Here is a 26279-nt window from a genome sequence, read left to right on the forward strand (position 1 = left end):
TAAAGATTTTGTTAATGACAAATTTTAAGCCGGTTTTTCTTTGGCTTTATAACAAATGTGCTGGCAAACTGTTTGCGCAATTATCCACAATCTGTGCAAAATAAATGCATGGGCCCAGGCATTTTAAAATTAATTTTAGAGTACTCCGCTATACTAACTCATTTATATCATCTAAGAAAAAATTTAGGGGCATGAAAAATCCAGTCAATAGTAAGAATGGGCTTACGTTTTCCCGCCATTTTACGAAAGAGGGTGTGAGTCCTTATGATCAGTTTGCATATGAGCTCCGCTCCTCTGTGATCCGTAATCCCGGTGGCGATGTGGTATTTGAAATGAACAATGTGGAAGTTCCGGCTGCCTGGTCGCAGATTGCCACGGATATCCTGGCGCAGAAGTATTTCCGTAAGGCCGGGGTGCCACAGCCGGATGGGTCGTCGGGCAGGGAAACCTCCGTGAAGCAGGTGGTGCACCGTATGGCCAATTGCTGGCGTGTTTGGGGGGAAAAGTATGGTTATTTCGCTTCAGCCGAAGATGCCCGGATATTTTATGAAGAACTGAGCTACAGCATGCTTAACCAGTCGTGTGTGCCTAACTCCCCGCAGTGGTTTAATACCGGCCTGTTTGAGAGCTATGGAATTAAAGGTAAGCCGCAGGGGCATTATTATGTGGAGCAGCATACGGGTAAACTGGAAAAATCTACCTCCGCTTATGAGCGGCCTCAGCCACATGCCTGTTTTATATTAAGTGTGAACGACGACCTGGTGAATGAGGGGGGAATTATGGATTTGTGGATGCGGGAGGCGAGGATATTTAAATATGGTTCCGGCGTAGGCACCAATTTTTCGAGTATCAGGGGAGATGGGGAAAAACTCAGCGGTGGAGGAACTTCCAGCGGGTTAATGAGCTTTCTGAAGATCGGGGACCGGGCAGCGGGCGCTATTAAATCAGGTGGTACTACAAGACGGGCCGCCAAAATGGTATGCCTGGATCTGGATCATCCTGAGATCATGGATTTTGTGAATTGGAAGGTAGAGGAAGAAAAGAAGGTGGCAGCATTGATTGCAGCCGGTTACTCTTCTGATTATGAAGGGGATGCATATAAAACGGTATCTGGTCAGAATTCCAATAACTCCGTAAGGGTGCCGAATTCTTTTTTCCGCACGCTGGAGGCCGATGGGGAATGGGAGCTGAAAGCCAGGTCTACCGGCAAAACGACGAAAACTGTAAAGGCCAAAGAGCTCTGGGATCAGATCACTTATGCCGCCTGGCGTTGCGCGGATCCGGGCACCCAATATGATACCACTATCAATGAATGGCATACCTGCCCCCAGGGTGGCCGTATCAACGCTTCCAATCCCTGCTCGGAATATATGTTCCTGGATAATACCGCCTGTAACCTCGCATCTGTTAACCTCCGCCGCTTTTTCGATGATGAAAGGAACCTGTTTGACGTGCCTGGATTTGAGTACACGGTGAGATTGTGGACAGTAGTGCTGGAAATTTCCGTGTTGATGGCGCAGTTCCCTTCCAGGGAGGTGGCGCAGCTCAGTTATGAATACCGTACGCTGGGCCTGGGATATGCTAACCTCGGCTCCATGCTGATGGTGAGCGGTATTCCGTACGACAGTGAAGAAGCCCGTGGCATCTCGGGGGCTATATCCGCTATTATGACGGGAGTTGCCTACAAAACTTCGGCGGAAATGGCCGCCCACCTGGGTGCTTTTCCGCGGTATGCAGAGAACCGGGAAGATATGCTGCGGGTGATGCGGAATCACCGGGCTGCCGCCTATGATGCCGTTGATGCGTATGACGGGCTGGAAATAAAGCCAAAAGGCATTGATGCGCGGTATTGCGCGGATTATTTGCTGAAATCGGCCACTAAAGCATGGGATGAGGCAGTAAAGCTGGGAGAGCAGTACGGTTACCGTAATGCGCAGGCTACGGTGATTGCTCCTACCGGTACTATTGGCCTGGTGATGGATTGTGATACCACAGGGGTAGAACCTGATTTTGCGCTGGTAAAATTCAAAAAGCTTTCCGGTGGCGGCTACTTTAAGATCATTAACCAGTCGATCCCCACCGCGTTGCAGAACCTGGGTTATTCTTCCCATGAAATAAAGGCAATTGTGGATTATGCAAAGGGAACCGGCAGTTTTGCCGGGGCGCCTTATATTAATCACCAGTCGCTAAGCGAAAAAGGGTTTATTGGTGAAGAGCTGAAAAAGCTGGACACTGCCGTTGCTTCCTCTTTTGATATATCATTTGTATTTAATGTATATACATTGGGAGAAGAATGTCTGCAGCGGTTGGGCTTCAAGGCGGAGGAATATTACAATCTTGAATTCAGCCTGTTGCATGCCCTGGGATTTACGGAAGAGCAGATAGAAGCGGCAAACGATTATGTGTGCGGAACTATGACCGTAGAGGGCGCTCCTTACTTAAAAGAGGCTCATTTGCCTGTATTTGACTGCGCCAATAAGTGTGGTAAGCATGGAGAGCGGTATATACATGCACATGGGCACATCAGGATGATGGCGGCAGTACAGCCTTTTATCTCAGGGGCCATTTCCAAAACCATTAACCTGCCTAATGAGGCGACGGTAGAGGAAATTGCGGATGCCTATAAGCTAAGCTGGGAACTTGGATTAAAAGCGTGTGCCCTGTACAGGGATGGCAGTAAGCTGAGCCAGCCTTTAAGTAATAAGAGCGATAAAAAGAAGAAGGCAGAAGCGGCAGGAGAGACGGCTACAGAACAAAATCTGCAACAGGCTACCATAGATGAGCTGCTGGAGGAAGTGAACAAGCGGATGCAGGCCAGCCGGGATACCACCCTGAAACGCCAGTTATCGAGGATTGTGGAGCGGCAAAGTTTGCCATCCAAACGAGGTGGTTTTACGCAAAAGGCGAATGTAGGTGGGCAGGTGATCTTTGTGCGTACAGGTGAGTATAATGATGGCACGCTGGGAGAAATATTCATTGACCTGGCAAAAGAGGGCTCTACTTTGCGTAGTTTGATGAACTGCTTTGCTATTGCGGTTTCTGTAGGATTGCAGTACGGTGTTCCATTGGAAGAATTTGTAGATAAGTTTGTATTTACCCGGTTTGAGCCGGCCGGGATGGTGGATCATCCCAATATTAAATCGGCCACGTCGCTGATCGACTATATTTTCAGGGTGCTTGGATACGAGTACCTGGGGCGTACAGACCTGGTTCATGTGCTTGATTCGCCCGGGAATACCGGAGAAGAAGATGGAGAAGAGGATACGGCGGCTCCGTTTACAGGCAGGGTGAGCAATTCCGGTCAGACTGCCCCACGGATTCCTAAAAAGCAGGCTGCCGCTACGTTTCAGCAGGAAGGGAGTACCCAGGATTATCTGAAAAGCATGCAAAGTGATGCGCCGGCCTGCGCTACCTGCGGGCATATCACGGTACGTTCAGGAACCTGCTATAAATGTTTGAATTGCGGTACCAGCATGGGTTGCAGCTAATGGATGTTGCAACTTCTTGTTAATGATATGTTATTTAGCCTCTAAAATTTCAAAGAAAAATAACATGCCCTTACCTTTGTATTCAAATAGGGTTTTCATAGGATAGTAACAAATTGAGGGCGCTTTTCTAGGCGCCCTTACTTTTTCCCAAAAAGCACCCGTTTCTTTCTCACTTCCCCGATCAATATTTAAGCCCTTAATTTTCATCACACTTTTTTTCTATTTGATATTTTTCTAAAAAGAGCAGTTTTATTGCATCTTTTAAAATTTTATCCTGAAATATTTTATTATTTCTAATATTTGATGTTTTGTCTAACTCACGATATAATTTTATTATATTTGTTATTGTATTAATTTTTATTATGGTTACTGTCCTATGAAAAACCAAATATTCCTACACCGCATGATTCATCATGCACTGTAAATGACTCTCGAAAGCAATGGTTCGTCCATTGCTTTTGTTTTTTCAGGGGGTTTTTACGCATATTTTGGAATCTACTAGAAATCTCAAAATATAATTGTATTTTTAGACTCGAAAATTTGACACCTTATGAAAAAGCTGTTGTTAATGCTGTTGGTAGTTTTGGCCGCAGCCGCATCAGCAAATGCCAGCACTGGTTTCAAAAACGGAGACAATAATGGTGATAAAAACGGGGACAACAACGACAACCGTAATAATGCCAAAAACACGAATAACGCCAAGCCTGTAAGGGTAGAAGAGTTTGTGTTAATGTTTCCAAGGGTAGAGACAACTGAGAAGGTTGATGAAGCAGAGTTGGAAAAAGCTATTGTGGATTTATACAAGTGGTACTTACAAAACGAAACCAAGTTAAATACAAACGACTTCCTTAAAGGAAGTGGTAAGGAGTTGGCTTTCCCTTTTAAGGTTGATCCAAAAACCTTGCAACAATATTTTCTGTTCATCAAGAAGAACTTCCCCGGATTTGGCGAGGACGATCTGTCTAATGTAAAACGCAGCCGGAAGAATGCACCTGTTACTGTGCGTGATGAAATGGATAATCCTATGTCGATTTCTGTTAACAGATAAAATAGTTTTGCCAGGCGATAATGCATTTAGAGTTTAACTACGATAAGGGGGATGTGTTGCATGCATTGCGCTATCATTTTATGCGGAGAGGTGAGATCAAGGTCTTTCGCAACACGCTCATTATCTTACTACTTGCCACTTTAACAGGATATTTTTTCAGTGTAGTGACCACTGGCGCCCTTACCGGTATTGTTATCATGATATTGGTGCTTGGCTGGGTATTCTGGTACCTGTTGCCCATTTCCATTTATAATAAGGCGGCTACTTTTAAAGACAGTATACATCTTAAGTATTCTGAGGAGGGGTTATTGATTACCACCCGTGGCAGTGACCATCCCCGGAATATCAGCTGGAATAATTTTTCCCGGGTGGTGGAAACTGAGAAATTCTTCTTCCTCTACCGCGATAAGAAAACTTTCTTCCTTATTCCTACCAGCGCTTTCCAAACGGAGGAAGCCTACCGCAATTTCGCGGGAATACTCAAATCGAAATTTAGTAATTACCGCTGATGCGGATTTGCCTGACTCAGGGTCCCACTGATTATAATGATTAGTTTGATATTCTGAATATTCCGGGAAATGGATATTTCGTTTTTCATCTCCCCGGAATATTCACAACCCTGTTGAAATTACAGGTTGATGTTCTGGAATACGCTGAAGTGCAGGATATGATTCATGGTTTTAGCTCCGGAGGTAACCTGTACTAACTGGTTCATGTAGCCGATGTCTGCTTTGAGGTTTGCATTGAACTGGTATCCAAAGGCAAGGAGGAAGCGGTTTTGATCGAACAGCAGGTTACTGATGTCGTTTCCCCACAGGTTCAGAAAGATCTCATCCTGTAAGGCCACATAAAACGGGGTAGCTGCTTTTTTATGAAGGACAGGGAGTTGTGTGCGATTGAAGTAGCGGGCACGGTTGCCATACTTCCAGTTACCGATCGCATGCGGATCTCCCGGTGCCGATGGTTGTGAAACCCAGCGTTGTTCCAGTCGTACCCGGTGTGTCATATCCAGTTTTTTTGCCTTATGGATATATTGTTCGAAGATGCGGTGTTCCGGCAGCCAGGTATTGCTTGTATTATTGTAGGTGGGAATAAAGGAATAGCCCAGTAAAATATGATCCTGTTTGTTAACGGAATATTGCAATCCTCCACGCATGAGCAGTTGTCCTTTATTGCTGATGCCATCCCTGATACGTAACTGTACGTCGAAAGGCACCGCCCATTTGCTGTTAATTTTCATAGTACCAAAATAGGTATACCAGTTCTGGTAGGCATGCGTTGTTTCCTGTGCGGACACAAAATGTACAATAGCCAGCAGGGCCATTGCTAACAGTACTTTCCTCATAATTGCTAATATAGGTGGGGCTAAAGATAAATAAATCAGTATAAAAAAAAGAAAGCGCCTGCAGATGCAGGCGCCGGTAGATTGTTGTTTAGCTATAGTTGATTGTTGTATCAATATTTATTATACCACAGTTTGGTGCCTTTTTTATCGCCACCGATGGCCGAAGCTGCTTTTTCGTAGCTGGCTTTGTTCTGGGTCTGTTCGGACTGCAGATAAGTTAACCGGTAAGGAACCATTGTTACGCTGGGATCCAGGGAGCCGGATTTGGGAGCGATGAACAGTGGCTGGCCACCTGGTTTGCTGAAATGCAGCCTGGTTCTTTCAAACCATGCCTGGAAGCCTTGTGGATAAAGCGCTAACCATTTCTGGGTGCCTATCACATTTCTCCAGTCGCCCGCTACGTAAGGCACTTTTGCAATATATGCCTCAATAGTAGCGTCTGTAATGTCTGTATTGTTGGTGAGCGTGCGCCAGTAGTTGATAGAAGCGGTGATACCTTTTGCATAATGTGTAGCGGCATCATCGCCTACGCTCATGCCTCTTGCAGCGGCTTCGGCCAGGATAAATTCCACTTCCGAGTAGGCCATCAGGATACCCGGCATGGTGGATTTATAGATCTGTGTGCCGGGGAAGGAGTAGTGCCCTTCTGAAAGCCGGTCCGGATCAGAGGCAGCAGAGCCGTATGTCAGGCCTTTGATAGTGTCATCATCTTTTGAAGGGCGGGCATAGATACCGAGGCGCGGATCATTTACACTTTTCATATAATCTACCAGGGTGGAGGTTACAGAAAAGTCGATGATAGCGCGTTCGGATTCATTATAAGGAAATTTATTTGGAGCAGCATCCAGGTACTGGAACTGTGCATTATCCTGGTTATTGCTGAGGGCGTCTTTGTAATGTGCTTCGATCACCTGTTTGGCTTTTGTCGGATTTGCATCTGCCATACGGATAGCTAACCTGAGCATCAGTGAATTTGCCAGTTTTTTCCATTTTATCACATCTCCGTTATAAATGATATCCCCGGTTTCAAAGCTTACCTGTGACGAGTCCAGTATATTTATTTGTGCCTGCAGGGTATCGAGCAGGGAGTTATAAATGGTTTGGGCGTCGTCATATTGAGGGGTAATGTTGCTGCTACCCTGGAAGCTTTGTGAGTATGGAATATTCCCGTAGGTATCTGCCAGGATCTGGTATATCCAGGCGCTGGTGATTTTTGCAATAGCGTTTTGATTTACCACGCCCGGAAGCCCCGGGTTGGCATTGTTTTGTTTCACCAGGTCGTCGAGGTTGTGCAGGGATATCCTGTACAGTGTATTCCAGAAAGCGGCGTTATTACCTTCATCGAGATTGAACTGGCTATCATTGGTCCTGGAGTTGCCTGTCCAGTATTGTGCATAGTTCATGGCAATGAAGCCATTTTGTAACCCGCTGTAAAGCATGTCCATGGTGCTTTTCTGAGCGCCGGTGAGCAGGTTTGCCGGCGCCGCGGTGGTTGGTTTGGTTGGATCACGGTTCATATCATCCAGCTTTTTACAGCTGGTTACCACCAGAGAAACCAACAGGAACAGGATGCTGCTATATTTAAGAATCTTTTTAGTCATCTTCACAAAATTTAGAATGATACATTCAGGTTTAATCCATAAGACCGGAGTGATGGCAGTGCACCACCTTCAATACCCTGTACGTTAGATGCAGAGTTGAGGATGTTGGACGGATCCACATTTGGTGCATTGGATTTGATCAGCCACAGGTTACGTCCGTAAAGGGAAATACGTGCAGCCTGTGCGCCTATCTTCTTATACCATGATTCCGGCAGGTTATAACCTATTTTGGCTTCTCTCAGGTAGATATAGCTGGCATCATAAAGATTGGCCTTGCTGATCACGTTTCCACCGTTGTAGTTGAAGTGATCCTGGGCGCTGATCTTCGTAGTATTGGCATGTCCATCGGCGGTAACACCGGGAACAATGATACCATTTTCACGAATGCCGTTTTCTACGGTAGATTCCAGCAAACCGGATTTATTTCCGTACAGGTTAGTGTAGGAGAAGAAATCGCCCCCGTGCTGGAAGTCAACCAGCGCCGACAGGTAAATTCCTTTGAATGTAAATGTGTTTGTAACACCGCCTACATAGTCAGGATATGCGTTACCGATAGGTTTGATTTCGCTGGGCACATAACGACCGAGCGCATCTACTACTTTCTGGCCGTTGAGGTAGGTGTAGTCGGTACCGCGGATGGTTCCCAGTGGTTCACCCACCTGGCCTACTACAGACACTTTCTGTGTACGGCGGTCGGTGCCGATAGTCAGGAAGTCCAGTGAAGTATTGTACTGTGCAATATCCAGGTTCAGTACCTTATTACGGTTGCGGGCGAGGTTGGCGCTGATATCCCAGCGGAAGCCATTTTTCAGGCGGATGGGGTTCAGGTTCAGACCTATTTCAATACCCTTGTTTTCCACGCTTCCGCCATTCACATAGGCACCGGTGAAGCCGGTAGCTGTTGGCAGTGCCAGTGTGATGATCTGATCTTTGGTGACACGTCTGTAATAAGTGAAGTCAACACCGATACGGCTGTCCAGGAATTTTAATTCCACTCCTGTTTCCACTTCGGTAGTACGTTCCGGTTTCAGGTCTTCGTTGAATAAAGTTGGAGAGAACTGTGTAACCGGGTTACTGCCGAAAGGCGGGATGAAATCATATGTGTTATAGATCCTGTATGGATCGGCATCATTACCCACAGCAGCAACGCTTCCTCTTAATTTACCAAATGTCAGCCATTTCCATTCTTTCAGCAGATCGGAGAATACGAAGGAAAGGGAAGCAGATGGATAGAAGTACTGGTTATTGCCTTTTACCAGGGTGGAAGACCAGTCGCTACGGCCGGTGAGGTCGAGGAACAGGAGGTTCTTATAGCCGAGGTTAGCAGTGGCAAAAACGGAGTTGATCTGTTTTTCGTAGTACTGATCAATTGACTGTGCAGGTTGTACAGAGTTAGCAAGGTTATAAACACCTTTGGTGATCAGGCCTCCCTGGGCTATACCGCCGGTAACGGTCCATTTCCGGTGCATCACATTTCCCCCTACGGTGGCATTCAGCTGGAAGTCTTTACCAAAATCTTTCTTGATGTCCGCTGTTAACTGATAGTTCATTTCGCGGTTGCTTCTTACACGTTTGATATATCCGCCTACCAGATAATCTTTTGCAGTTCTTTCTTCTTCGAGTGTGTTGTAATCATCCATGAAAACGCGGCCGGAGAAGGAAAGCCATTTTGTAGCGTCTATATCCAGTCCTGCAGATCCAAAGAGCCTGTTACGGCTATCTGTTTCATAGTCCATATAACGGTTCCAATAAGGGCCGTTACTGGAGGAGATGCTTGGATCGTCCCAGGCGCGGCGGTTCCATGTAATCTGTGAACCATCATCGTATTTATATCTTTTTTCTTTTTCTATATCCAGCTGGCGCTGACCGTACATGGTGAACTGCAAGGTAGGGTTGGGTCCGGTAAAACCTGTGCCAGGCCGGCCTTTCACGTTTAAGGAAGTATAGTTCATGGAGGCCACGGCTTTTACTCCTTTTGTGAGCTCATAGCTACCATTGAATGAGAGATTATTTCTTTTGTTGGTAGCATTGGGAAGTACGAAGGTTTGATCCATATTACCGTACGACAGGCGGAAGCTTCCTTTATCATCGCTGCCTGCCATGGAGATATTATTTGTGAGTGTAAAACCTGTTTTGTAGAAGTCTTTCACATTATTCGGGTGAGGCGACCAGGTGTCGGTTTGACCGAAATACGGGTTATTTTTATTTTTATCCCATGACCAGTAAGGGCGGATGATTTGTCCGTTCAGTTTTGGTCCCCATGATTCGTCTACAGCGTATTGCGGCATCAGGTCGTAACGGCCTTTACCATTGTTATCATCATAAGTAGCGCTTTGTTCATTAAGGAAGCCTTCGGGATGCTCGTTGTAATACAGGGTATCGAATTTACCTGCATTACCGCCGCCATACATATTCTGGTACTTTGGCAGTACGGCTACCTGGTCTATCTGGGCATTGAGGCTATAAGTAACCCCGATCCCTTTTTCAGTATCCGGGCGTTTTTTAGTGGTTATCTGGAGAACGCCGTTAGCTCCGCGGCTTCCGTAGAGGGCGGTTGCGGCTGCCCCTTTGAGAACGGAGATATTTTCAATGTCTTCCGGGTTGATATCCTGCATTGGGCTACCGTAGTCATAACCACCGCCGCCATTTTGCTGACCGGGATCATTGGTGACGTTGTTCATCATTGGTACACCGTCCAGTACAAAGAAGGCGTTATTATCGCCCAGGATGGATTTCACCCCACGGATGGTAATTTTGCTGGCGCCGCCCATGGAACCGGTATTGGAGCTGATCTGCACACCGGGAACTTTTCCTGTGAGGGCGTTTACAAAGTTTACTTCTTTTGCCTCCTGTACAGCGTTACCGCTTACTTCCTGTATGGCATAACCTACAGAGCGGGGATTCTTTTTAATACCGAGGGCGGTAACCACTACTTCTCCCAGTACTTTCTTAGTAGCGTTGGAGGGAACCAGTGTAACATTTAGCTCTCCTCTTTTTTCCACCGGAATGGACTGTTCGCCAAAGGTAGGGGCGGTAACGAGTATAGTATCACGTATGGCAGCCTTGATGCTGTATTGACCGGTTGGATCTGCCTGTGCATTCAGTTTAGTTGTTTTGTTACGGATAATGGCTCCGGGAATGGGAGTGCCTTTATCATCTTTCACTGTTCCTGAAAGCTGGAATTTTCCTACTTCGCTTTTCGCGGTAGCGGAGTCCGGTGGGAGGATGAGTGCGGTATCCTCTTTGGGTTTAGCTACGGGTTTTGTGGTATCAGCAACTGGTTTGGAAGTATCCTGTTTAGGTTTAACAGTGGAGTCGGATGCAGCAGGTTTGATCACTACCGGAACAGTGGTATCCTGTTTAGGTTTAACACTGGAATCAGCAGCAGCGGGTTTAATCACTACCGGAACGGTGGTATCAGCTTGCAGCTGTTTTGCTGTGAGATACCCTTCGGGTTTTGCGTATGCGCTGCTGGAGGTATAGCAGAAAAAGGCATAGCACAGCCCCGACCAGGCTAGTACATGGCTTCTCATCGTATTATGAAAGATTTGGTTACAAAATTTTTTGACAGGATTCCTATACTGTCTGTTGTTACATTGCTTATCCATCAATATAACAATACAATCAAAACGCCTTCTACAATGGGTTGCAGAAGCAAAAAAATAATTATTTCAGGTTTTTCCTCATTTCGTAGTGTGGAATGCCCACCTCTGTAAATTCTTCTCCACAGATTTTGTAGCCCAGTTTAAGATAAAACCCTGTGGCTTCTTTCCGGGCGTGCATGGTTAATTCATCAAAGCCGTTGCTACGGGCATATTGTTCCGCGAATACTACAATTTCTCTGCCGATACCTTTTCCCTGAAAGCCGGGCGATACCGCCATTTGCCTTAGTTGTACGGTGTTTTCATTCAAAGGGGTAAGTATACAGCAGCCTGCAATTGTTTCCTGGTCATTGTGCTGAGTAAAGCCCGCAATGAAGATGTCGTTCATCTCCTTCTGTAGTTGTTCTGCCGAAAATGTGAGCCCCAGCGGCTTCCGGAGTACTTCGCTACGAAGGTCAGTCATGGTATGGTAGTCGCAACTACCGTATTCGATTATACGAAAATCAAGCATAAATGTTTGTCAGATTTGTGGATGGCAGATTATGCCATTTCATTTTGCAGGAAATACTGCTACATGGTTCACATACCGCTACATGGTTCACAAGTGTCTGGATGACAAATAGCCTGCCAACAGCAATCAGGAGTGTTGTGACTGAAAATAATTGTAGATCAGCTGATCTACTGATTTAACGAGCAGCATGGGGTCTTTGATGGCCATGGCGCCGGGGTGGGTATCGGTACAAACCACTTTTTTAATAAGCCCTGAGCTTTTAATTTTTTCAAAGCCATTTCCCGCAAAGATGCCATGGGTGGTGATCACAAAGATATCTCCGGCGCCTGCATCACGATAAGATTGTGCTGCATGGATAAGAGAACCACCGGTACGGATCATATCATCATAGATGATCACCGTTTTATTTTTTACATCGGCACTGATAGCAGTGATGGCTGTTTCATCGCCGGAGAGGCGGCGTTTAAAGGCGAATGCCGCTGGTACATGCAGGTCGTTGGCGAGTGATTCCACCCATTTTGCCCTGCCGGCATCGGTGCTGGCCAGTACAAATGGTTTTCCTGCTGCAAGTTCCATGGCCGTATTCATTACAAACTCTTTCGCATATAAATGTACCGGGCGAACATCATTTTCAAAATACCAGGTAATACCGTCCACATGCAGATCAATCATCACTATCCTGTTGCCCCGGGAGGTATTGGGCAGCGATGAGAACAGTACTGCGCGTGTTTTGGCCTTTACAATTTCGCCATATTTTACTGCGCGTTCCATAGTAGAATACCCAAAGAATGGAATAATGATCGTCAGGGAATATGCTCCCAGCTGTATACAACCACTGGCCAGGTCATATAATTCCAGGGTTTCTTTATCATCGATAGTACCTCCAAGCAAAATCACTTCTTTGTTGCTAACATTACTCAATATGCGGTGATAATGTTCCCCATCAGGAAAATCGCGGATATCTAATTCCCCATTTTCCCAGGCGGAGCCTGCAATAGAGAGGATCCTGTCTTTCAAATACTGATAATGTTGGGTTGCGAAGATGATTTTCTGTGGCATGACTTTTACAAGATAACAGGTGACAGCCGTAAAAATAAGTGATTGGAGGGATATTTATAACGTTGATAATTAATAATTTTGCCGTTGAGCACTCATATTTTCCCCGTTTTTTAACTTTTCATTTGCGGGTGGAACATTAAATTTGAAGGATTACTATATTCATGATTCGTTTTACAGCATATATCGGAGCACTGTTTTTTTTCTTTTTCATTAACCTGCAAGGAACTTTCGCACAGGTGCGTTTGTCTGGTATGGTAGCGGATCAGGATACCAAAACGGGATTACCTTTTGTTTCTATTGTTAACAAGAGGACCATGACGGGTACATTAAGTAATGAAAATGGCCGGTTTTATATTGAGGCCGTTCCCGGAGATACACTTGAATTTTCCATGTTAAGCTATACACCGAAATTACTGCTGGTGCCGGGAATGTCGTCATCGCAGGATGTTTATCTGCAGAAACGATTGTTTGAGCTGCAAGGGGTAAACGTGCGTGGTAAAAACTATAGAAACGACTCACTGGCAATGCGTGATGAATATGGCCGGTATTTCGATTATCGAAAACCCGGAGCAATGGATGTACTTAAAACGTTGCCGGCAAATCCTATCACTGCTTTAAGTTATCTAGTGCCGAGTAAGGTGCGTAAAAGAAAAGAGCAGTTTCATGAGCAACTGGTTTACTGGGAGAAGGAGAAGTTCATTGACTACCGGTACTCTCCCGAACTGGTGGGAAGGATGACCAAGTTGCAGAGCCCGGAGCTTGATTCCTTTATGTATAAGTACAGACCAGGATACCAGTTTTTAAATTCAGCATCCGACTATGACCTGTTACTTTATATAAAGCAGTCGTTTGAAGAATACCAGAAGCAGAAAGTACAGAAGAAAGAGCCTTAATCAAATAGCAACGCCGGGAAGTTCCCGGCGTTGCTATTTGATTCCATATAATGTGTGTTGCACGTAGAAATACCTCTCAGATGGCTTATACTTTTTTCAGTTATCCGGCTCCAGTTCCTGTTTTAATGCCGGTAATGAAAAATAATCATGCTCTTTAAGAAAGTGGGCAAATCCTTTATCTTCTACCAGTAAATGTTCCAGTACGCCTGAAGCCGGCCATTTTCCTGCATCAAGAGGCATTAGCTGATTACGAAGCGGTTCATAAATATCAGCAATATAGGCTGCAATTTTTCTTTTCTCATCCAGGGAAAATATTTTGAAAGGATTGTGGGTGTAGATGTCATTATTGCTGTTATCGTATAAAGCATAGGCATAGTATGACAGTGCCTGAAGCAGGGCATGATCATCTGCGCGGGTGTGATCTATGATCCATTGCAGCAGCTCCTGCTTTATTTCCAGTTCTCCTGCCGCATTTTTTACAAAGATGATTTCCCCAACTGTTGGCATATGATCATCATCGAGGCCGCGGTAATCATTCATTACGAGTGTGTTTATTTTTTCTTCTTTTGTATAGCCAAATGATGTGACCAGCGTTTTGAGGAAGAGGGTATCTTCAGCGAGAAGATATGCGAGGTCTGAGCGGCTGTTGTTGAAGAGGTATTTGTTGCGGGCGATCAATATTGGATGAAGATCAATTTTGTAATTGTGATTACCCGTAAGCTCAATGAAATCTGCCAGAAAAGGAACCCATGATATGAATTTATATTCCTTTGAAACAAAAATATTCTCAATAGTGTAATCGTATTCATCCACTTTTTCCTGCCCATCTTCGATAATGGTATAATATTTATCATGAAACCGTACCCTGTTTGTTTGATGGGTGAATATTTTCCCAAATATATTTGTCAGTGCCTGGGTGAAAGCGCTATCCTTGAGTTGCCTGAATCCTTTATCTTTTAAACCTTGCGCAATAACAGGTAATGCGATATTCACATCCTTCTCTGAATAATTATAGCTTGCCGGTATTCCTTCTTCTGTTGCCTCTATATGGGTTTGCCATTCCATATGCTGCTTAATGGCTTCTATGTTCATTGTGTATTCTTTTTCTCTCTTGATGACGGTATCATTTTTTTCGACTGGCTGTTCCGGTTTGGGTTTCTTTATGTTTTGACAACCTATGCTGAATAGCATGAAGGCTACCATACCTGCAAAATTGATTGTGCTCATTTTTTAATATTTTTCTTTCTTAAACCGATATGAAAATGATTTTGGTGTTTGCTGATAGAAAGGCCAAGCGTATTACTGATATTTTTATTATAGGCGAAATTGTTTTTGAATCCCCATCTGCAGGCGATACCGAGTATGTTCTCCAATACCTTCAGAAACTCCTGTTCACTGCCGTACGCCAATTTTGCTTCTGTCCACAACACAGATCCTTTCCTGTTTGAGCTTCCGGGATACCTGATGTCAATATCATTACCATGAATATGTCCCTTATGTCCCAGGTTCCTTTTATCACTGGCAGAGATATCATTAAAATAAAGTTTATCCTTATAACCATTCCCCGGAAGTGAGTAAAAGAATCCAAGCAAAGGGGCGGCAATGTCCGGGGCTATAAAGTTATCGTCGCCTCCGTCGCGATCGCCATATCTGCCCCAGTTAGGGCCGGTTTCAGGGAATGGCAGCAGGCCGCTGCTGTTTTTTTGAAGCTGGAATGTTTTAATATGCGTACCTGTATTATACAGGTCGTACCTATACTGATTGGAGGCAGCATTTTGTTCTGTGAGTTCGTAGCTGAATTTATCTGTTTTAATGATATACCTGTTGGGTGCATCATTAGCTACGCTCTTATACCTGCAGTCTTTTGTTCTGAATAAAACTGATGATTTAGATTCAAAGAAATGTTTTTTTTCTGCATGGGCACTTTTGCCATTTGAAATAGTATCCAGCCCTACAGCCTTACTTATTTTGGCGGTTACTTCCGTATTGCCGTTTGCAATGCATGCCAATCCTTTCCATTTCCAGAAGGCCATTGAGGAAACCACTGCTATTTTTATATCTGTGGCCACAAGCTCCGGGTGAAGAAGAATATCTGCATTTTCTTTCCGGGTAAAATTATTTGCATAAACGTAAGCGGTTCTGCCGGTGAGTTGTATAAGGCCGCGCCCCCGGAATTTCCATCCATCTCCTGCTTGTGTATTACCTAATGTTTTCCCTTTTACCGCGCCGGGGCCATATACATAATTAGCAATGCGCTGTTGGTTTTCTTTTGTTACCCCGGGATGGGCGGGTTTTCGGATCTGCCTTCCCCACTCTTTTGCTTTTATTTTTCCTTCTGCTGTTCTGAAAGGAGGGAAATTTTTAGCCAGGTCTTCCCAGTACCAATTAAAGCTTTCTCCCTCTTTAATGTTCAAACGACCGCCGCATTCAATGGCCACCTGGGCAAAGAAATGCGCTTTATTCCAGCAGGTGTTCATACCGGTTGATTCCATAAACCTGTTGTAAGTAGCAGCCACTACCTGCAGGTCTGTACTCCCGGCATGAGGGAATACTTTAGCCAGTTGTTCAGCAGTAATCGGTTCATTACACCTGGGGCAGCCGGTATCCGGTTCGCCGGTGGCAAGTGGCTCGCCGAGTATTACCGGGGCATTAGTCCCGGAATACCTGTTATCTGACTTGCTGAACCAGTCTGATAACTTTATATGTTGATAATAGCCAATGTTATCCGGGGTCAGTATATTTTTATCTGCTATTTCATGTGGATAGAAATATTTTTCAGATGTGGATTTGATGACTACATAAAAGCAGCGGAGAAACCCATTTTCCAGTATGTTAGCAGATTTCAAACGCTTTGAGTCTATCAGTGCGTTTGCTGTTCCGTAATCGTTTACCAGGAGTTTATCGCTGAAAATATGTTTGTCCTTTTCCTGGTACCTGTTTTCCCATATCCCGAACAATAATTCCTTTCCGGTAAGATTCATGGTTTGAACATGCATACGGAATTGCTCTCCGTATTTATATGCCCTATAAGCGGGACTATTATGCTGATCGTAAAAGTGTACGGACACTACCCTTCTTTCTGGCTTTATGGAGATATATAATCTCTTTTCCACCGTGCGTTTATTACTTTGATTTATAGGAATCCAATATTCTGTTCCATCACAGGTGATGTTTTTCATATCGGCAAACAGGATGTTGCTGGCATAACGGGGAATTGCAAACAGGAGGCGAAATGTATTCCATTCAAAGCTGGTATCAGTTAGCAATGATTTCAGGCTGTGCATGCCGATGTCAATTTGTAATCCCCCATCAGCATTAAAGGTATGCATTCCGAGGTTTTTTACATAATATATACGGTTAGCAGGATTTACCTGAAGCAGATGTAATGGTATTTTTTCGTTAGCCGCTTCCGGACTGCTGATCACCACCCGGATTAATTCCTGCCATCCTGTAGATGCTTTACAAATACATTGTTCATCCGTAAAGCACCAACGGGTTATGGTAGCTTTTGCTGCATTTATGTTTATGGATTTTTTTAGGTTGCCAATACGGGCACTGATCGTGAATGTCCCTTCCTGTGTTGCGGAAACATCTGATATTGTATTGGAACGCGCTCCATAAGGTTCCCAGAAAACAGGGCCATCCAGTGTTTCGTTATATTCCATCAGGGTTTGTGCGGTAACAATGTATTGTTTCCCGGTAATCCAGTTGGTGCTGCCGTTTGCCACCAGTATCTTTACCACCTCATTATTTTTTACTTCAAAATGCCAGGCGCTTTGCTCAGTCGTATAGTATTCTTCTTCCCCGGCACTTACCCGTGCTGCAACAGTGTATTTCCCGGGAATACTGAAATGTATATGGCCATCCAGTGTGATGGAAGGCCCGGCGCCTACCGGCTTGCCATTCAGCAACCATTCAATAGCCGTTAACATGGCGGGTGGAAGCGTATGATGCATCATTTCCGAAACAAGGAAATTCATATCTGTCCGGGGCCTTATCATATGAGTCGATTCCTTGTTGATAACAGATATAGCTCCTGCTTTTTTAGTACTAAGTTTTTGAATAACAGGTTTGTTGTTTGCCATCCGGGCGGAAACAAAGTAGGTAGCAGATACATTAGCAGGAGTAAAGCAGATTTTGTCGCTGTCAGCTATTGCAACAATGTTCCCGTTGTTATCAGTTACCTGCATTGATACCAAGGCCCTTTCTGCTATGGTAGGAGGCATAATCCTGTAAACAGCTTCAACACAAACGGCAGTTCGGTATTTCAGGTGTCGGGGATTACTGTTTACTCCATTAATAATAAATTCATTTTCAAGATTATTGTTATCTGCATGCAGGTCAATATAAATAGAACCCTCCTCCTGTGATTCGCCATAGGCCATTACCCGGTAGCTACCGCATGTATCGAATGAGAATAATAATTCAAATCCGAACGACTCAACCCATGTGTAGTTATCGCCGGATTCCTGTTGCCGGAGTATTCTCCATCTTATTTTTAAATCATCTGCAGAAACCTGTTTATTGTTGCATTCAATTTCAAACAGCAAGGGCTCATTGATCCGTACAGGAGCGACCTTATCCTTTTGCTTTTCACTGTTGAATATTACCGGTTGATCACGACACTCAATACGTAAAGTAATGGCACGTACAACAGGATTCTTCTGGTTTAATTGCTGTTGATTGACCAGCGGGTCTAACGCGGATATGGAAACAGCTGTACTTCCGGAAACGTGGTGGTTGGTAATACACGCTGTTTGTCCGTGGTGCAGTATGCTGATGCAGGCACTTCCTGACACCGCACAAAGGGCGGTACTATGTTCCGTTAATATTTCCCCTCCATTGGAAAGTATAATACCCGGTAATGTTTTTTTCCATTGAAGAATATTGGGAACACAGGTGGTACGTGTTAACGTGCAGGCGCCAAATGCCCCCGGCATGAATGGATTGCCGGTTTCTGCTGAACTGGCCACCGGTTTGGAGCTTCCACTGCCATCGTTCATGTATTCACCATGTGCTGCCACCAGCATCCTGCCGGGCGTACTACCGAAACTACATGTGCATAAAGCGCCATGCACTACAAAATGTTTGTCTGCCATTGAGGATACAGGTTTTATTTTTCAGGGTTATGAATAACCGTCTCCTTATAGAATTTTATCCCATTCCGTTTACCATTTATGATTACGGATTTTCCGGAATGAAGAAACAGTTTTCCTGTGCTATGCCAGCGGATACTTTTCCCGGATGCTGTATATTTTTTACAGATCACCAGTATGCCTCCTGCTATGGGGTTACGCATAAGCTGTTATTTTAGAATAGTTTTGACTTCTCCGTACTCTTTATACAAACAGACTTTCCCGAGCTGATCTGCAGATCTTCCCTGGAGCTGTCGATATTTATTTCTTCTGCATGTTTTTCTATTTCCCTGGCCTGGATGTTTATATTTTCCAGGGCAATTTTGGTGATATTGGTTGCCGTTAACTGGTAATCATTTACAGTGTACTGATAAAGGCAATTGCCGGCATGCTGAAGGATATCTATACCTGCGGAGTGATTTATGTTGTTTCCTGCATCAATGCTGATGTTTTCAGCAGCATTGATATTGATATTTCTGGCGGTAATGCTTATTTTTTCAGGGGCAGAAAGTGAGATATGCTGTCCCCGGGTGTCCATCATAATAGTATTGCCTCCCTGATCTGTAATGATAATGTTTTCATTGCCATCTGTATCATCAAGGCGGATCAGGTGTCCACTGCGGGTTTTAATTGCTTTGATGTTGTTTAGCGGATCCCCGAAACCGCTTGAGGCTTTCCCGTTATAAGTACACCCGGTAACATAAGGCGCTTCGGGATTACCTTCTTCAAAATCTACCCATACTTCTTCATTTATTTCAGGAATAAAGTGAAAGCCTTTATTCCTTCCTGAATGTGGCTGACAGAGCCTGATCCATGGGCTATGGCCCTGCTGCCAGTTAAACCGTACCCTGATACGCCCAAGCCCTTCAGGATCGTTGTTGTCGGTTACGGTTGCACTTTGTGCCCCGCATCGGGGAAATTTTTCAGAATCCATAACCGGCACGGCGGTATCGGCGGGGATGCCTTCAAACGTATTATAATAATCGCCATTACCATTGCAGTAATGCGCCAGTGTTGTAAGCATAAATTCACCATGGTTCTCCACTGCATCCGGTTGCCCGTGAATACTGACAGTATTTCCGATACACAGGCTGGTATTCCGGCTTTTACCGTGTATACGAACCAGTGCTGCAATACGGCTTTTGTGAAAGCGCTGTGTAAATGCTGTCAGTGTGGAGTTGCCGGTTGAGGCATAAGGGATTTTGAAGATTGTTTTGCCGGGGAATAGTTTCCGGCTCACAGATAATGCATGTTGTGAATATGGATTAAGATGTAAGGAAACACCGCGACTATCTTCTTCCAGTATCTTATGCAGGCTGTAATTATATGTCTGAAAGGTTTGATGAACAGGATGCACAACAGTATTCAGCTGGAAATTAACCAGGTCTTCCAGGAATACAAGATCCGTTTTCTGCTGACTGTAATGTCCGAAGATGATCTGTTGCCCGTTGTAGAAGAAATGTTCACCAAAGCGTTGCGAAAGACGGCGAATAAAATCGAACCCCGTTTCCTTATATTGTACAATATATTCCAGTGGTTGTGTAAAAGAAGGATTTACCTGTGGCGCAACTGCAAACGGGTAACAGTTTTTTATAACGGTATTTACAATGGAGGATAAAGGTTGCTGCTCAAAAGACCGGATATGCGGACTTCCTGAAAGCAAGATAGTAGGGCTGTTGCCCCGGATGATACAGCTTCCGGTGTTGTTACTGCTTTCTTTTCCTGCGCTCACACCGGTGATAATGCCATTAAACAACAAAGGGCTGAATGCCGGTTCAACCGGCTGTATGCATATGCTGATCTCTTTCCCCAGCAACCGGCTGCCTGCTGTAACAACGTTTGAGCCATAACGGGATAGCCATCCGTATCCTATGCCTAATTCAAATTCATGATGATGCTTTATAAATTGTTTTAAATGCAGAAAGTCAAATTGCGTGAATTGCTGGTCTTCTATTGATATAGTAGTTGTCGTGTATAGTGCCATGACTAAACAGATTAAAAAAGAGTTGAGGATAAGTTTTGGTGAGAAGTTAACGTGAAACTTAATGGTTGGTAACAAACATTGAAACTAAATTATGTAAATAATTTTAATTGATAAAAAATAATTAAGATTCCTACCTGAATTTATTTTTTATTTAAAAAATGATCTGCAAAAAAGGCTTTAAGAACCGGTGTTCCTAAAGCCATACTTCTAACATATCAATCAACAGTATTAATCTATTTTCAGATTCTTCCAGTCCCCGCCGGAACCGTTGCCCACCCAGTATCCTACCATACCGGTTTTTTGTGTGCCCAGCAATGTAACGGTTAAGCATCTTTTACCGTTTACATAGGCTGCTGCTTCATCGTCTGTTACAACTATTTTTACATGAAACCATTTGTTGGGATCTGTAGAAGAATCTATTTCATTTTCATATTTCCCCGGATACTTCTCCCTTAACAATTCCCAGTCGTTTGCAGGAAGCGAAATGTATTGTACGGAGTGGCTTCTCCTGCCGGCTTCAGGAACCTGGAAATTAAAAGGCCTGAAGTAAATAGCATCATATGTGGAATCGTTGACGCCATGAAACGCAAAGCCAACAAAACTTTGCTGAAGAACATCTTTTCCTTTTACATCGAACTCAATGGTGCCCTTATCAAATTGTTTGTTCCTGATCCAGGCTACTCCCGCACCGGGTGCTTCATTTAAATGGATCACATCGTTGCCGGTGGCCGTCCGGTTTACGGTACGAAGTTCCTGTGCGGCACATATACTGTTAAAAGAAACAATGCCACTGATGGCAAATAGAATGTAACGTAACATGTTTTATCCTGTTTTATAATATGGTAACCTGGTTTGCAAAACCATGCCTGACAAAGGGACTTTGAGTTGTAATATATTTTACATTACACAATATAAGATATGTTCGTTAACGATACAATAGCCTGTTCATGCCCGTACAGTAGGGCCGGCGGTATGACCGGAAACAGGAAGCGGATAAGCAGGAGATCTCTCCCTTACTTATCCGCTTACAATATAAAAAAGATAAACTATTGCAGCAATGCTCCATTCAGCCTGCCCAACTCAGTTTCGGCGAGCTTGGTATTATAGCGGGCCTGTATAAGGCGATAGTAGGAATCTTCCAGGCTTTGCTGTGCTATTTTTACTTCCAGGATAGTAGACACGCCCTGTTTAAAACGTTCCAGCGCCACCATCGCATTTTCCCTTGCCAGGTCGTTGGTCTCTTCTTCCAGCGATACCTGTTTTTTATAGTATTCGTAGTCCCTGAACGCATTGTTCAGCGAAAGATCTACCTGGGATTTTACATTATCCAGCGTGATGTTCTGGAAGTCGAAATCAATCCGTGCGTTCTGCACCTGTCTTTTTACATTAAAGCCGTTAAAGATAGGGATGGCTGCAGTGAAGCCATAGCTGAGAACGCCATTCCTGCTGAATCTGGGGCTGAATGCATTGGTAGCGGCATTGGAAGTATTCCGGTTGTAGTTATAGCCCGAATTAAAGGATATTACCGGGAAATAATCCGCTTTACTTTCCTTTATGGTAAGCGCAGAGATATTTACATTCTGCTGTTGCACTTTGATAGCTGTATTGTTGTTGGCGATATTTTGTTGCAGCACTGAAAAGGAAAGACCGGTATTTAACGGGATAGAGTCTACCACATCATAGCCTGTAGCGCCCGCCGGCACAGCCATCAGCTGGTTCAGCAAAGCTTTGCTTTGTTCTATCAGTGTTTGCTGGCGGATATACAATGCCTTTTGTGCATTGAGGTCCACTTTTGATTGGAGCAGATCTGTTTTAGGAGCGAGTCCGGTACTGAATTTTGCATCAGAGAGTTTTACTCTTTCTTCGGAGATGGACATCTGCTCTGCCAAAGCTTTCAACTGTTGCTTTTGCTGTACAATGTTATAGTATCCGCCGATGATAGTGGAGATGGAATTTTGTACCTGGTCTTTGATGGCCAGTTCACCAAGATCACGGATAGATGCAATCTTATTCCGTGTGGCAAACATCTTCAGGCCATCGAACAAGGTCCAGCTGAGGGTTACATTACCACTGATGTTATTGCTCTTAATGCCGCTTGTATCACGTTTGGTACCATTTACAAATTCCTGTTTGGTAGCTGTATTATTCCAGGTTGTTCCGGCAGTGGCATTCAGGCGTGGCACAAATGCAAAATTCGCATAGGCGTAGTCGTTAGCTGCCAGTTCTGCTGTATTCCTGGCCAAACGGATATCGAAATTATTTTTCAGCGCCACATCTATGGCCTGTTCGAGGGTAAGCACCTGTTGCTGCGCTTTTAACGCACCCGCACTTACCAGTAACAGGAATAAGAGGAAACACTTCTTTATATTTTTCATCATAAATAACATATCGTGATCATTCAAATCAGTTATACTCAGGCATGTGCTGCTGCCACCTGTGCTTCTTCATCGTTTTCCATTTCATCTTCCTCATCGTTCTTATTGCGGCCCCTGCGCGACAGGAAGGTGTACATAGCCGGGATTACAAACAACGTTAACACCAGCGAGAATATGATCCCGCCTACGATAACGATCCCCAGTGGAATACGGCTGGTAGCTGCAGCGCCCAGCGACATGGCGATCGGTAATGCGCCGAGGGCCATTGCAAGGCTGGTCATCAGGATAGGCCGTAAACGCATGGACGAAGCATGGATCACCGCGGCTGATTTTTGCATGCCGGAATCCCGCTGGTGGTTGGCAAATTCCACGATCAGGATACCGTTCTTCGTTACAAGCCCTATCAGCATAATTACGCCGATTTGTGAGAAGATATTCCATGTTTGGTTAAATAACCATAGCGACAGCAATGCTCCTGCGAATGCCAGCGGCACGGTTAACATGATGATAAGCGGATCCACCCAGCTTTCAAACTGCGCCGCCAATACCAGGTAAATAAGCACCAGCGCCAGTCCCAGTGCAAACATGGTGTTGGAACCACTTTCTGCATAGTCGCGTGATGAGCCGGATAGAGCGGTATTAAAAGAATCGTTCAACACATGTTCCTGCTGCAGTTTATTGTAGATGCGGTACATTTCGTTAATACCGTCGCCGATAGTTCTGCCAGGCGCAAGCCCTGCAGATACGGTAGCTGATTTGTAGCGGTTAAAGTGATAGATGATCGGCGGACTGGTTTCTTCTTCTATGCTCACTACGTTATCGAGCTGTATAGCTTCACCGCGGGAGTTGCGCACATACAGGTTCTGGAGATCCATGGGATCGTCGCGGTCGGCGCGGAACACCTGTCCCATTACCTGGTACTGTTTACCATTCCTGATGAAGTAACCATAGCGGAGATTACTCAGCGCCAGCTGCAGCGTAGAGGAAATATCCTGTACGGAAACGCCGAGCTGTGTTGCCTTGTCGCGGTTAATATGAATGCGCAGTTCTGGTTTATTGAATTTAAGGTCCACATCTGTTCCCTGGAAAACAGGGCTGTTGCCTACTTCCTCCATGAATTTTGGCAGTACATTGGTAAGACTGTCGAAGTTAATATGTTCCAGTACAAATGATACCGGCAGCCCGCTACGCCGACCTACCTGGATGGTTTGTGACTCAATGGCAAATACCTTGCCCTCGGGGAACTTGTTCATGTTCCGGTTCACCATATTCACAATATCTTTCTGGGAGCGGGTACGGTCGTGCGGTTCCGTGAGCATCACATTGGCGAAGGCGGTGTTTACCGCGCCGGAGCCGCTGAAGCCGGGGGAGGTTACACTCAGGATAATTTTCTTTTCAGGAATAGAGTCGATCATGAATTTGGTGAGCTTATCCACATAATTATCCATGTAATCGAACGCGGTGCCTTCCGGTGTGGTGATAGAAAGGCGGAAAGTGCTGCGGTCTTCCAGCGGCGCCAGTTCCGATTGCAATGTTTTGAAAAGGAAATAGATCATAACAAGGCAACCGGCAATGATCAACCCGGCTACCCAACGGAAACGCATAAACGCTTCCAGTGATTTCTGGTACCCGTCTTCCATCCAGCGGAAGAATGGCTCTGTTTTGGTATAGAACCAGGAGTGGGTATGTGTTTTACGGCCAAGTTTTACGTTCAGTACCGGTGTTAATGTAAGTGATACAAAGGCGGAGATGATCACCGCGCCGGCAACCACGATACCAAACTCACGGAACAGTTGCCCTACGAAGCCCTGCAGGAAGATGATGGGTAAGAATACAAAGGCCAGTGTGATCGAGGTAGCGATCACGGCAAAGAATATTTCTTCAGACCCTTCCCTGGCCGCCCGCATACGCGGCATTCCCTGTTCAATCTTTTTATAAATATTTTCTGTTACCACGATACCATCATCCACTACAAGACCGGTAGCCAGTACAATTGCCAGCAAGGTGAGGATATTGATGGTAAAGCCGCAGGCGTACATAATAAAGAAGGCGCCGATCAGGGATACGGGAATATCGATGAGTGGGCGCAGGGCCATGAGCCAGTCGCGGAAAAACAGGTATACAATGATAATTACCAGTACCAGTGCAACGATGAGGGTTTCTTCCACTTCATCAATAGATTTTGTGATGAAGCGGGTATTATCCATGGCGATGTTTACAGAATAATCGTCGGGGATATCTTTTTTCAGTTGTTCGAAGCGTTTATAGAATTCCTCTGCAATAGCTACATAGTTGGAGCCCGGCTGGGGGATGAGGGCGAGGGCGATCATGGGGCTGCCAGATTCTTTCAGCACGGTTTCTTCGTTTTCGGGGCCCAGTACAGCCTGGCCGATATCGCGGATACGGATTTCGCTGCCATTTACATTTTTGATGATCAGGCCGTTGAAATCGTCTTCCGATACGAGCCGTCCGAAGGTGCGCACGGTGAAGTCGGTAGCGTTACCGGCTATTTTACCGGAAGGAAGTTCTACGTTTTCGCGTAGCAGGGCCGCTTGTACATCTCCGGGGGTAAGGCTGTAGGATGATAACCTGGCGGGGTCCATCCAGATACGCATGGCGTATTTTTTTTCTCCCCATATCTGTATGGCGCTTACGCCGGGAATGGTCTGAAGTTTTTCCAGTAGTACGTTAGAGGCATATTCGGTTACTTCCAGCTGGTTGCGGGTGTTGCTTTGTACTGTCATGGAAATGATGGGATCCGAATTGGCGTCCTGTTTGGACACTACCGGGGGGGCATCAATATCGGGCGGCAACTGGCGCAGTGCCTGCGACACTTTATCACGAACGTCGTTGGTAGCGCCTTCCAGGTCTTGCCCCAGTTCAAATTCCACGGTGATGTTACTGCTTCCCTGGCTGCTGCTGGAGGAGATATTTTTGATCCCTGCGATACCATTGATCTGTTTTTCCAATGGTTCGGTGATCTGGGTTTCGATGATGTCGGAGTTGGCGCCTGCGTATGAGGTGCGCACATTTACGATAGGCGGATCGATTGCCGGGAAATCCCTTACCCCCAGAAAAGTAAAGCCCACCAGGCCGAATATCACAATAATGATATTCATCACGATAGCAAATACCGGGCGTTTGAGAGATAATGAAGGTAAACTCATGATAATTATTTTCAGATTTTCCTGCCGGGCATCCCTTTGGCAGTGAGGCTGCCGGGGATAGTACGGTGGGG

The 26279-nt window shown here is 45.1% G+C and carries 16 protein-coding genes; 4 read left to right on the top strand and 12 right to left on the bottom strand.

The genetic code is table 11. The annotated features are described in order from the left end of the window. Positions 1 to 191: 191 nt before the first annotated feature. On the top strand, positions 192 to 3488 hold the full coding sequence (locus ABIE50_RS05100; RefSeq protein WP_502913904.1) for a vitamin B12-dependent ribonucleotide reductase: 3297 nt from the start codon (positions 192 to 194) through the stop codon (positions 3486 to 3488). Between the two features lie 30 nt (positions 3489 to 3518). Here ABIE50_RS05100 and ABIE50_RS05105 read toward each other — a convergent pair whose 3' ends face one another. Then, positions 3519 to 3695, bottom strand: a complete 177-nt coding sequence (locus tag ABIE50_RS05105) for a hypothetical protein (RefSeq protein WP_209855208.1) — start codon at positions 3693 to 3695, stop codon at positions 3519 to 3521. 343 nt (positions 3696 to 4038) lie between these two features. On the opposite strand from ABIE50_RS05105, the gene ABIE50_RS05110 reads away from it, so the two are divergent. Together ABIE50_RS05110 and ABIE50_RS05115 are read left to right on the top strand one after the other, a co-directional pair. Beyond that, positions 4039 to 4536, top strand: coding sequence for a hypothetical protein (locus ABIE50_RS05110; RefSeq protein ID WP_142684159.1), 498 nt, complete (start codon positions 4039 to 4041; stop codon positions 4534 to 4536). Between the two features lie 20 nt (positions 4537 to 4556). Next, complete coding sequence (locus tag ABIE50_RS05115) at positions 4557 to 5045, top strand: YcxB family protein (RefSeq protein ID WP_142684158.1); 489 nt, start codon at positions 4557 to 4559, stop codon at positions 5043 to 5045. Between the two features lie 119 nt (positions 5046 to 5164). Here the strand turns inward: ABIE50_RS05115 and ABIE50_RS05120 are convergent, their stop codons facing one another. The 5 genes from ABIE50_RS05120 to prs all read right to left on the bottom strand — a co-directional run bounded on the left by ABIE50_RS05120 (position 5165) and on the right by prs (position 12654). Next, entirely contained in the window at positions 5165 to 5881 is a 717-nt protein-coding gene (locus ABIE50_RS05120; protein ID WP_209855206.1) for a DUF2490 domain-containing protein, read from the bottom strand. 110 nt (positions 5882 to 5991) lie between these two features. Continuing rightward, positions 5992 to 7482, bottom strand: a complete 1491-nt coding sequence (locus ABIE50_RS05125) for a SusD/RagB family nutrient-binding outer membrane lipoprotein (protein WP_209855204.1) — start codon at positions 7480 to 7482, stop codon at positions 5992 to 5994. Positions 7483 to 7493: 11 nt separating this feature from the next. Further along, positions 7494 to 11015 carry a SusC/RagA family TonB-linked outer membrane protein gene (locus ABIE50_RS05130; protein ID WP_209855202.1) on the bottom strand — a complete coding sequence of 1174 codons (3522 nt, stop codon included), beginning with the start codon at positions 11013 to 11015 and terminating at the stop codon, positions 7494 to 7496. Positions 11016 to 11148: 133 nt separating this feature from the next. Continuing rightward, positions 11149 to 11595, bottom strand: a complete 447-nt coding sequence (locus tag ABIE50_RS05135; RefSeq protein ID WP_209855200.1) for a GNAT family N-acetyltransferase — start codon at positions 11593 to 11595, stop codon at positions 11149 to 11151. Between the two features lie 126 nt (positions 11596 to 11721). Then, positions 11722 to 12654 carry a ribose-phosphate diphosphokinase gene (prs, locus tag ABIE50_RS05140; protein WP_209855198.1) on the bottom strand — a complete coding sequence of 311 codons (933 nt, stop codon included), beginning with the start codon at positions 12652 to 12654 and terminating at the stop codon, positions 11722 to 11724. 251 nt (positions 12655 to 12905) lie between these two features. Here prs and ABIE50_RS05145 point away from each other — a divergent pair, with 251 nt between their 5' ends. Next, positions 12906 to 13547, top strand: coding sequence for a carboxypeptidase-like regulatory domain-containing protein (locus ABIE50_RS05145; protein WP_260607446.1), 642 nt, complete (start codon positions 12906 to 12908; stop codon positions 13545 to 13547). Between the two features lie 96 nt (positions 13548 to 13643). Here the strand turns inward: ABIE50_RS05145 and ABIE50_RS05150 are convergent, their stop codons facing one another. The 6 genes from ABIE50_RS05150 to ABIE50_RS05175 all read right to left on the bottom strand — a co-directional run bounded on the left by ABIE50_RS05150 (position 13644) and on the right by ABIE50_RS05175 (position 26208). Further along, complete coding sequence (locus ABIE50_RS05150; RefSeq protein WP_209855196.1) at positions 13644 to 14774, bottom strand: hypothetical protein; 1131 nt, start codon at positions 14772 to 14774, stop codon at positions 13644 to 13646. Beyond that, positions 14771 to 18646 carry a PAAR-like protein gene (locus ABIE50_RS05155; protein ID WP_209855194.1) on the bottom strand — a complete coding sequence of 1292 codons (3876 nt, stop codon included), beginning with the start codon at positions 18644 to 18646 and terminating at the stop codon, positions 14771 to 14773. Before ABIE50_RS05155 ends, ABIE50_RS05150 begins: the two co-directional genes overlap by 4 nt. A gap of 211 nt (positions 18647 to 18857) precedes the next feature. After that, positions 18858 to 20666, bottom strand: a complete 1809-nt coding sequence (locus tag ABIE50_RS05160) for a type VI secretion system Vgr family protein (protein WP_209855192.1) — start codon at positions 20664 to 20666, stop codon at positions 18858 to 18860. Between the two features lie 228 nt (positions 20667 to 20894). Continuing rightward, complete coding sequence (locus tag ABIE50_RS05165; RefSeq protein WP_209855190.1) at positions 20895 to 21485, bottom strand: 3-keto-alpha-glucoside-1,2-lyase-like domain-containing protein; 591 nt, start codon at positions 21483 to 21485, stop codon at positions 20895 to 20897. 227 nt (positions 21486 to 21712) lie between these two features. Then, positions 21713 to 23044, bottom strand: a complete 1332-nt coding sequence (locus tag ABIE50_RS05170) for a TolC family protein (protein ID WP_209855188.1) — start codon at positions 23042 to 23044, stop codon at positions 21713 to 21715. 35 nt (positions 23045 to 23079) lie between these two features. Next, positions 23080 to 26208 (bottom strand): efflux RND transporter permease subunit, encoded by a 3129-nt coding sequence (locus tag ABIE50_RS05175; protein WP_209855186.1) that lies wholly within the window; start codon positions 26206 to 26208, stop codon positions 23080 to 23082. Positions 26209 to 26279 lie beyond the last annotated feature (71 nt).

Source organism: Chitinophaga sp. OAE865 (assembly GCF_040546735.1).
Classification (GTDB): Bacteria; Bacteroidota; Bacteroidia; order Chitinophagales; family Chitinophagaceae; genus Chitinophaga; species Chitinophaga polysaccharea_A.

Coding starts and splice junctions, on each gene's coding strand:
- ABIE50_RS05100 (WP_502913904.1), top strand. CDS start 192: ATGAAAAATCCAGTCAATAGTAAGAATGGGCTTACGTTTTCCCGCCAT.
- ABIE50_RS05105 (WP_209855208.1), bottom strand. CDS start 3,695: ATGAAAATTAAGGGCTTAAATATTGATCGGGGAAGTGAGAAAGAAACG.
- ABIE50_RS05110 (WP_142684159.1), top strand. CDS start 4,039: ATGAAAAAGCTGTTGTTAATGCTGTTGGTAGTTTTGGCCGCAGCCGCA.
- ABIE50_RS05115 (WP_142684158.1), top strand. CDS start 4,557: ATGCATTTAGAGTTTAACTACGATAAGGGGGATGTGTTGCATGCATTG.
- ABIE50_RS05120 (WP_209855206.1), bottom strand. CDS start 5,881: ATGAGGAAAGTACTGTTAGCAATGGCCCTGCTGGCTATTGTACATTTT.
- ABIE50_RS05125 (WP_209855204.1), bottom strand. CDS start 7,482: ATGACTAAAAAGATTCTTAAATATAGCAGCATCCTGTTCCTGTTGGTT.
- ABIE50_RS05130 (WP_209855202.1), bottom strand. CDS start 11,015: ATGAGAAGCCATGTACTAGCCTGGTCGGGGCTGTGCTATGCCTTTTTC.
- ABIE50_RS05135 (WP_209855200.1), bottom strand. CDS start 11,595: ATGCTTGATTTTCGTATAATCGAATACGGTAGTTGCGACTACCATACC.
- prs (WP_209855198.1), bottom strand. CDS start 12,654: ATGCCACAGAAAATCATCTTCGCAACCCAACATTATCAGTATTTGAAA.
- ABIE50_RS05145 (WP_260607446.1), top strand. CDS start 12,906: ATGGTAGCGGATCAGGATACCAAAACGGGATTACCTTTTGTTTCTATT.
- ABIE50_RS05150 (WP_209855196.1), bottom strand. CDS start 14,774: ATGAGCACAATCAATTTTGCAGGTATGGTAGCCTTCATGCTATTCAGC.
- ABIE50_RS05155 (WP_209855194.1), bottom strand. CDS start 18,646: ATGGCAGACAAACATTTTGTAGTGCATGGCGCTTTATGCACATGTAGT.
- ABIE50_RS05160 (WP_209855192.1), bottom strand. CDS start 20,666: ATGGCACTATACACGACAACTACTATATCAATAGAAGACCAGCAATTC.
- ABIE50_RS05165 (WP_209855190.1), bottom strand. CDS start 21,485: ATGTTACGTTACATTCTATTTGCCATCAGTGGCATTGTTTCTTTTAAC.
- ABIE50_RS05170 (WP_209855188.1), bottom strand. CDS start 23,044: ATGATGAAAAATATAAAGAAGTGTTTCCTCTTATTCCTGTTACTGGTA.
- ABIE50_RS05175 (WP_209855186.1), bottom strand. CDS start 26,208: ATGAGTTTACCTTCATTATCTCTCAAACGCCCGGTATTTGCTATCGTG.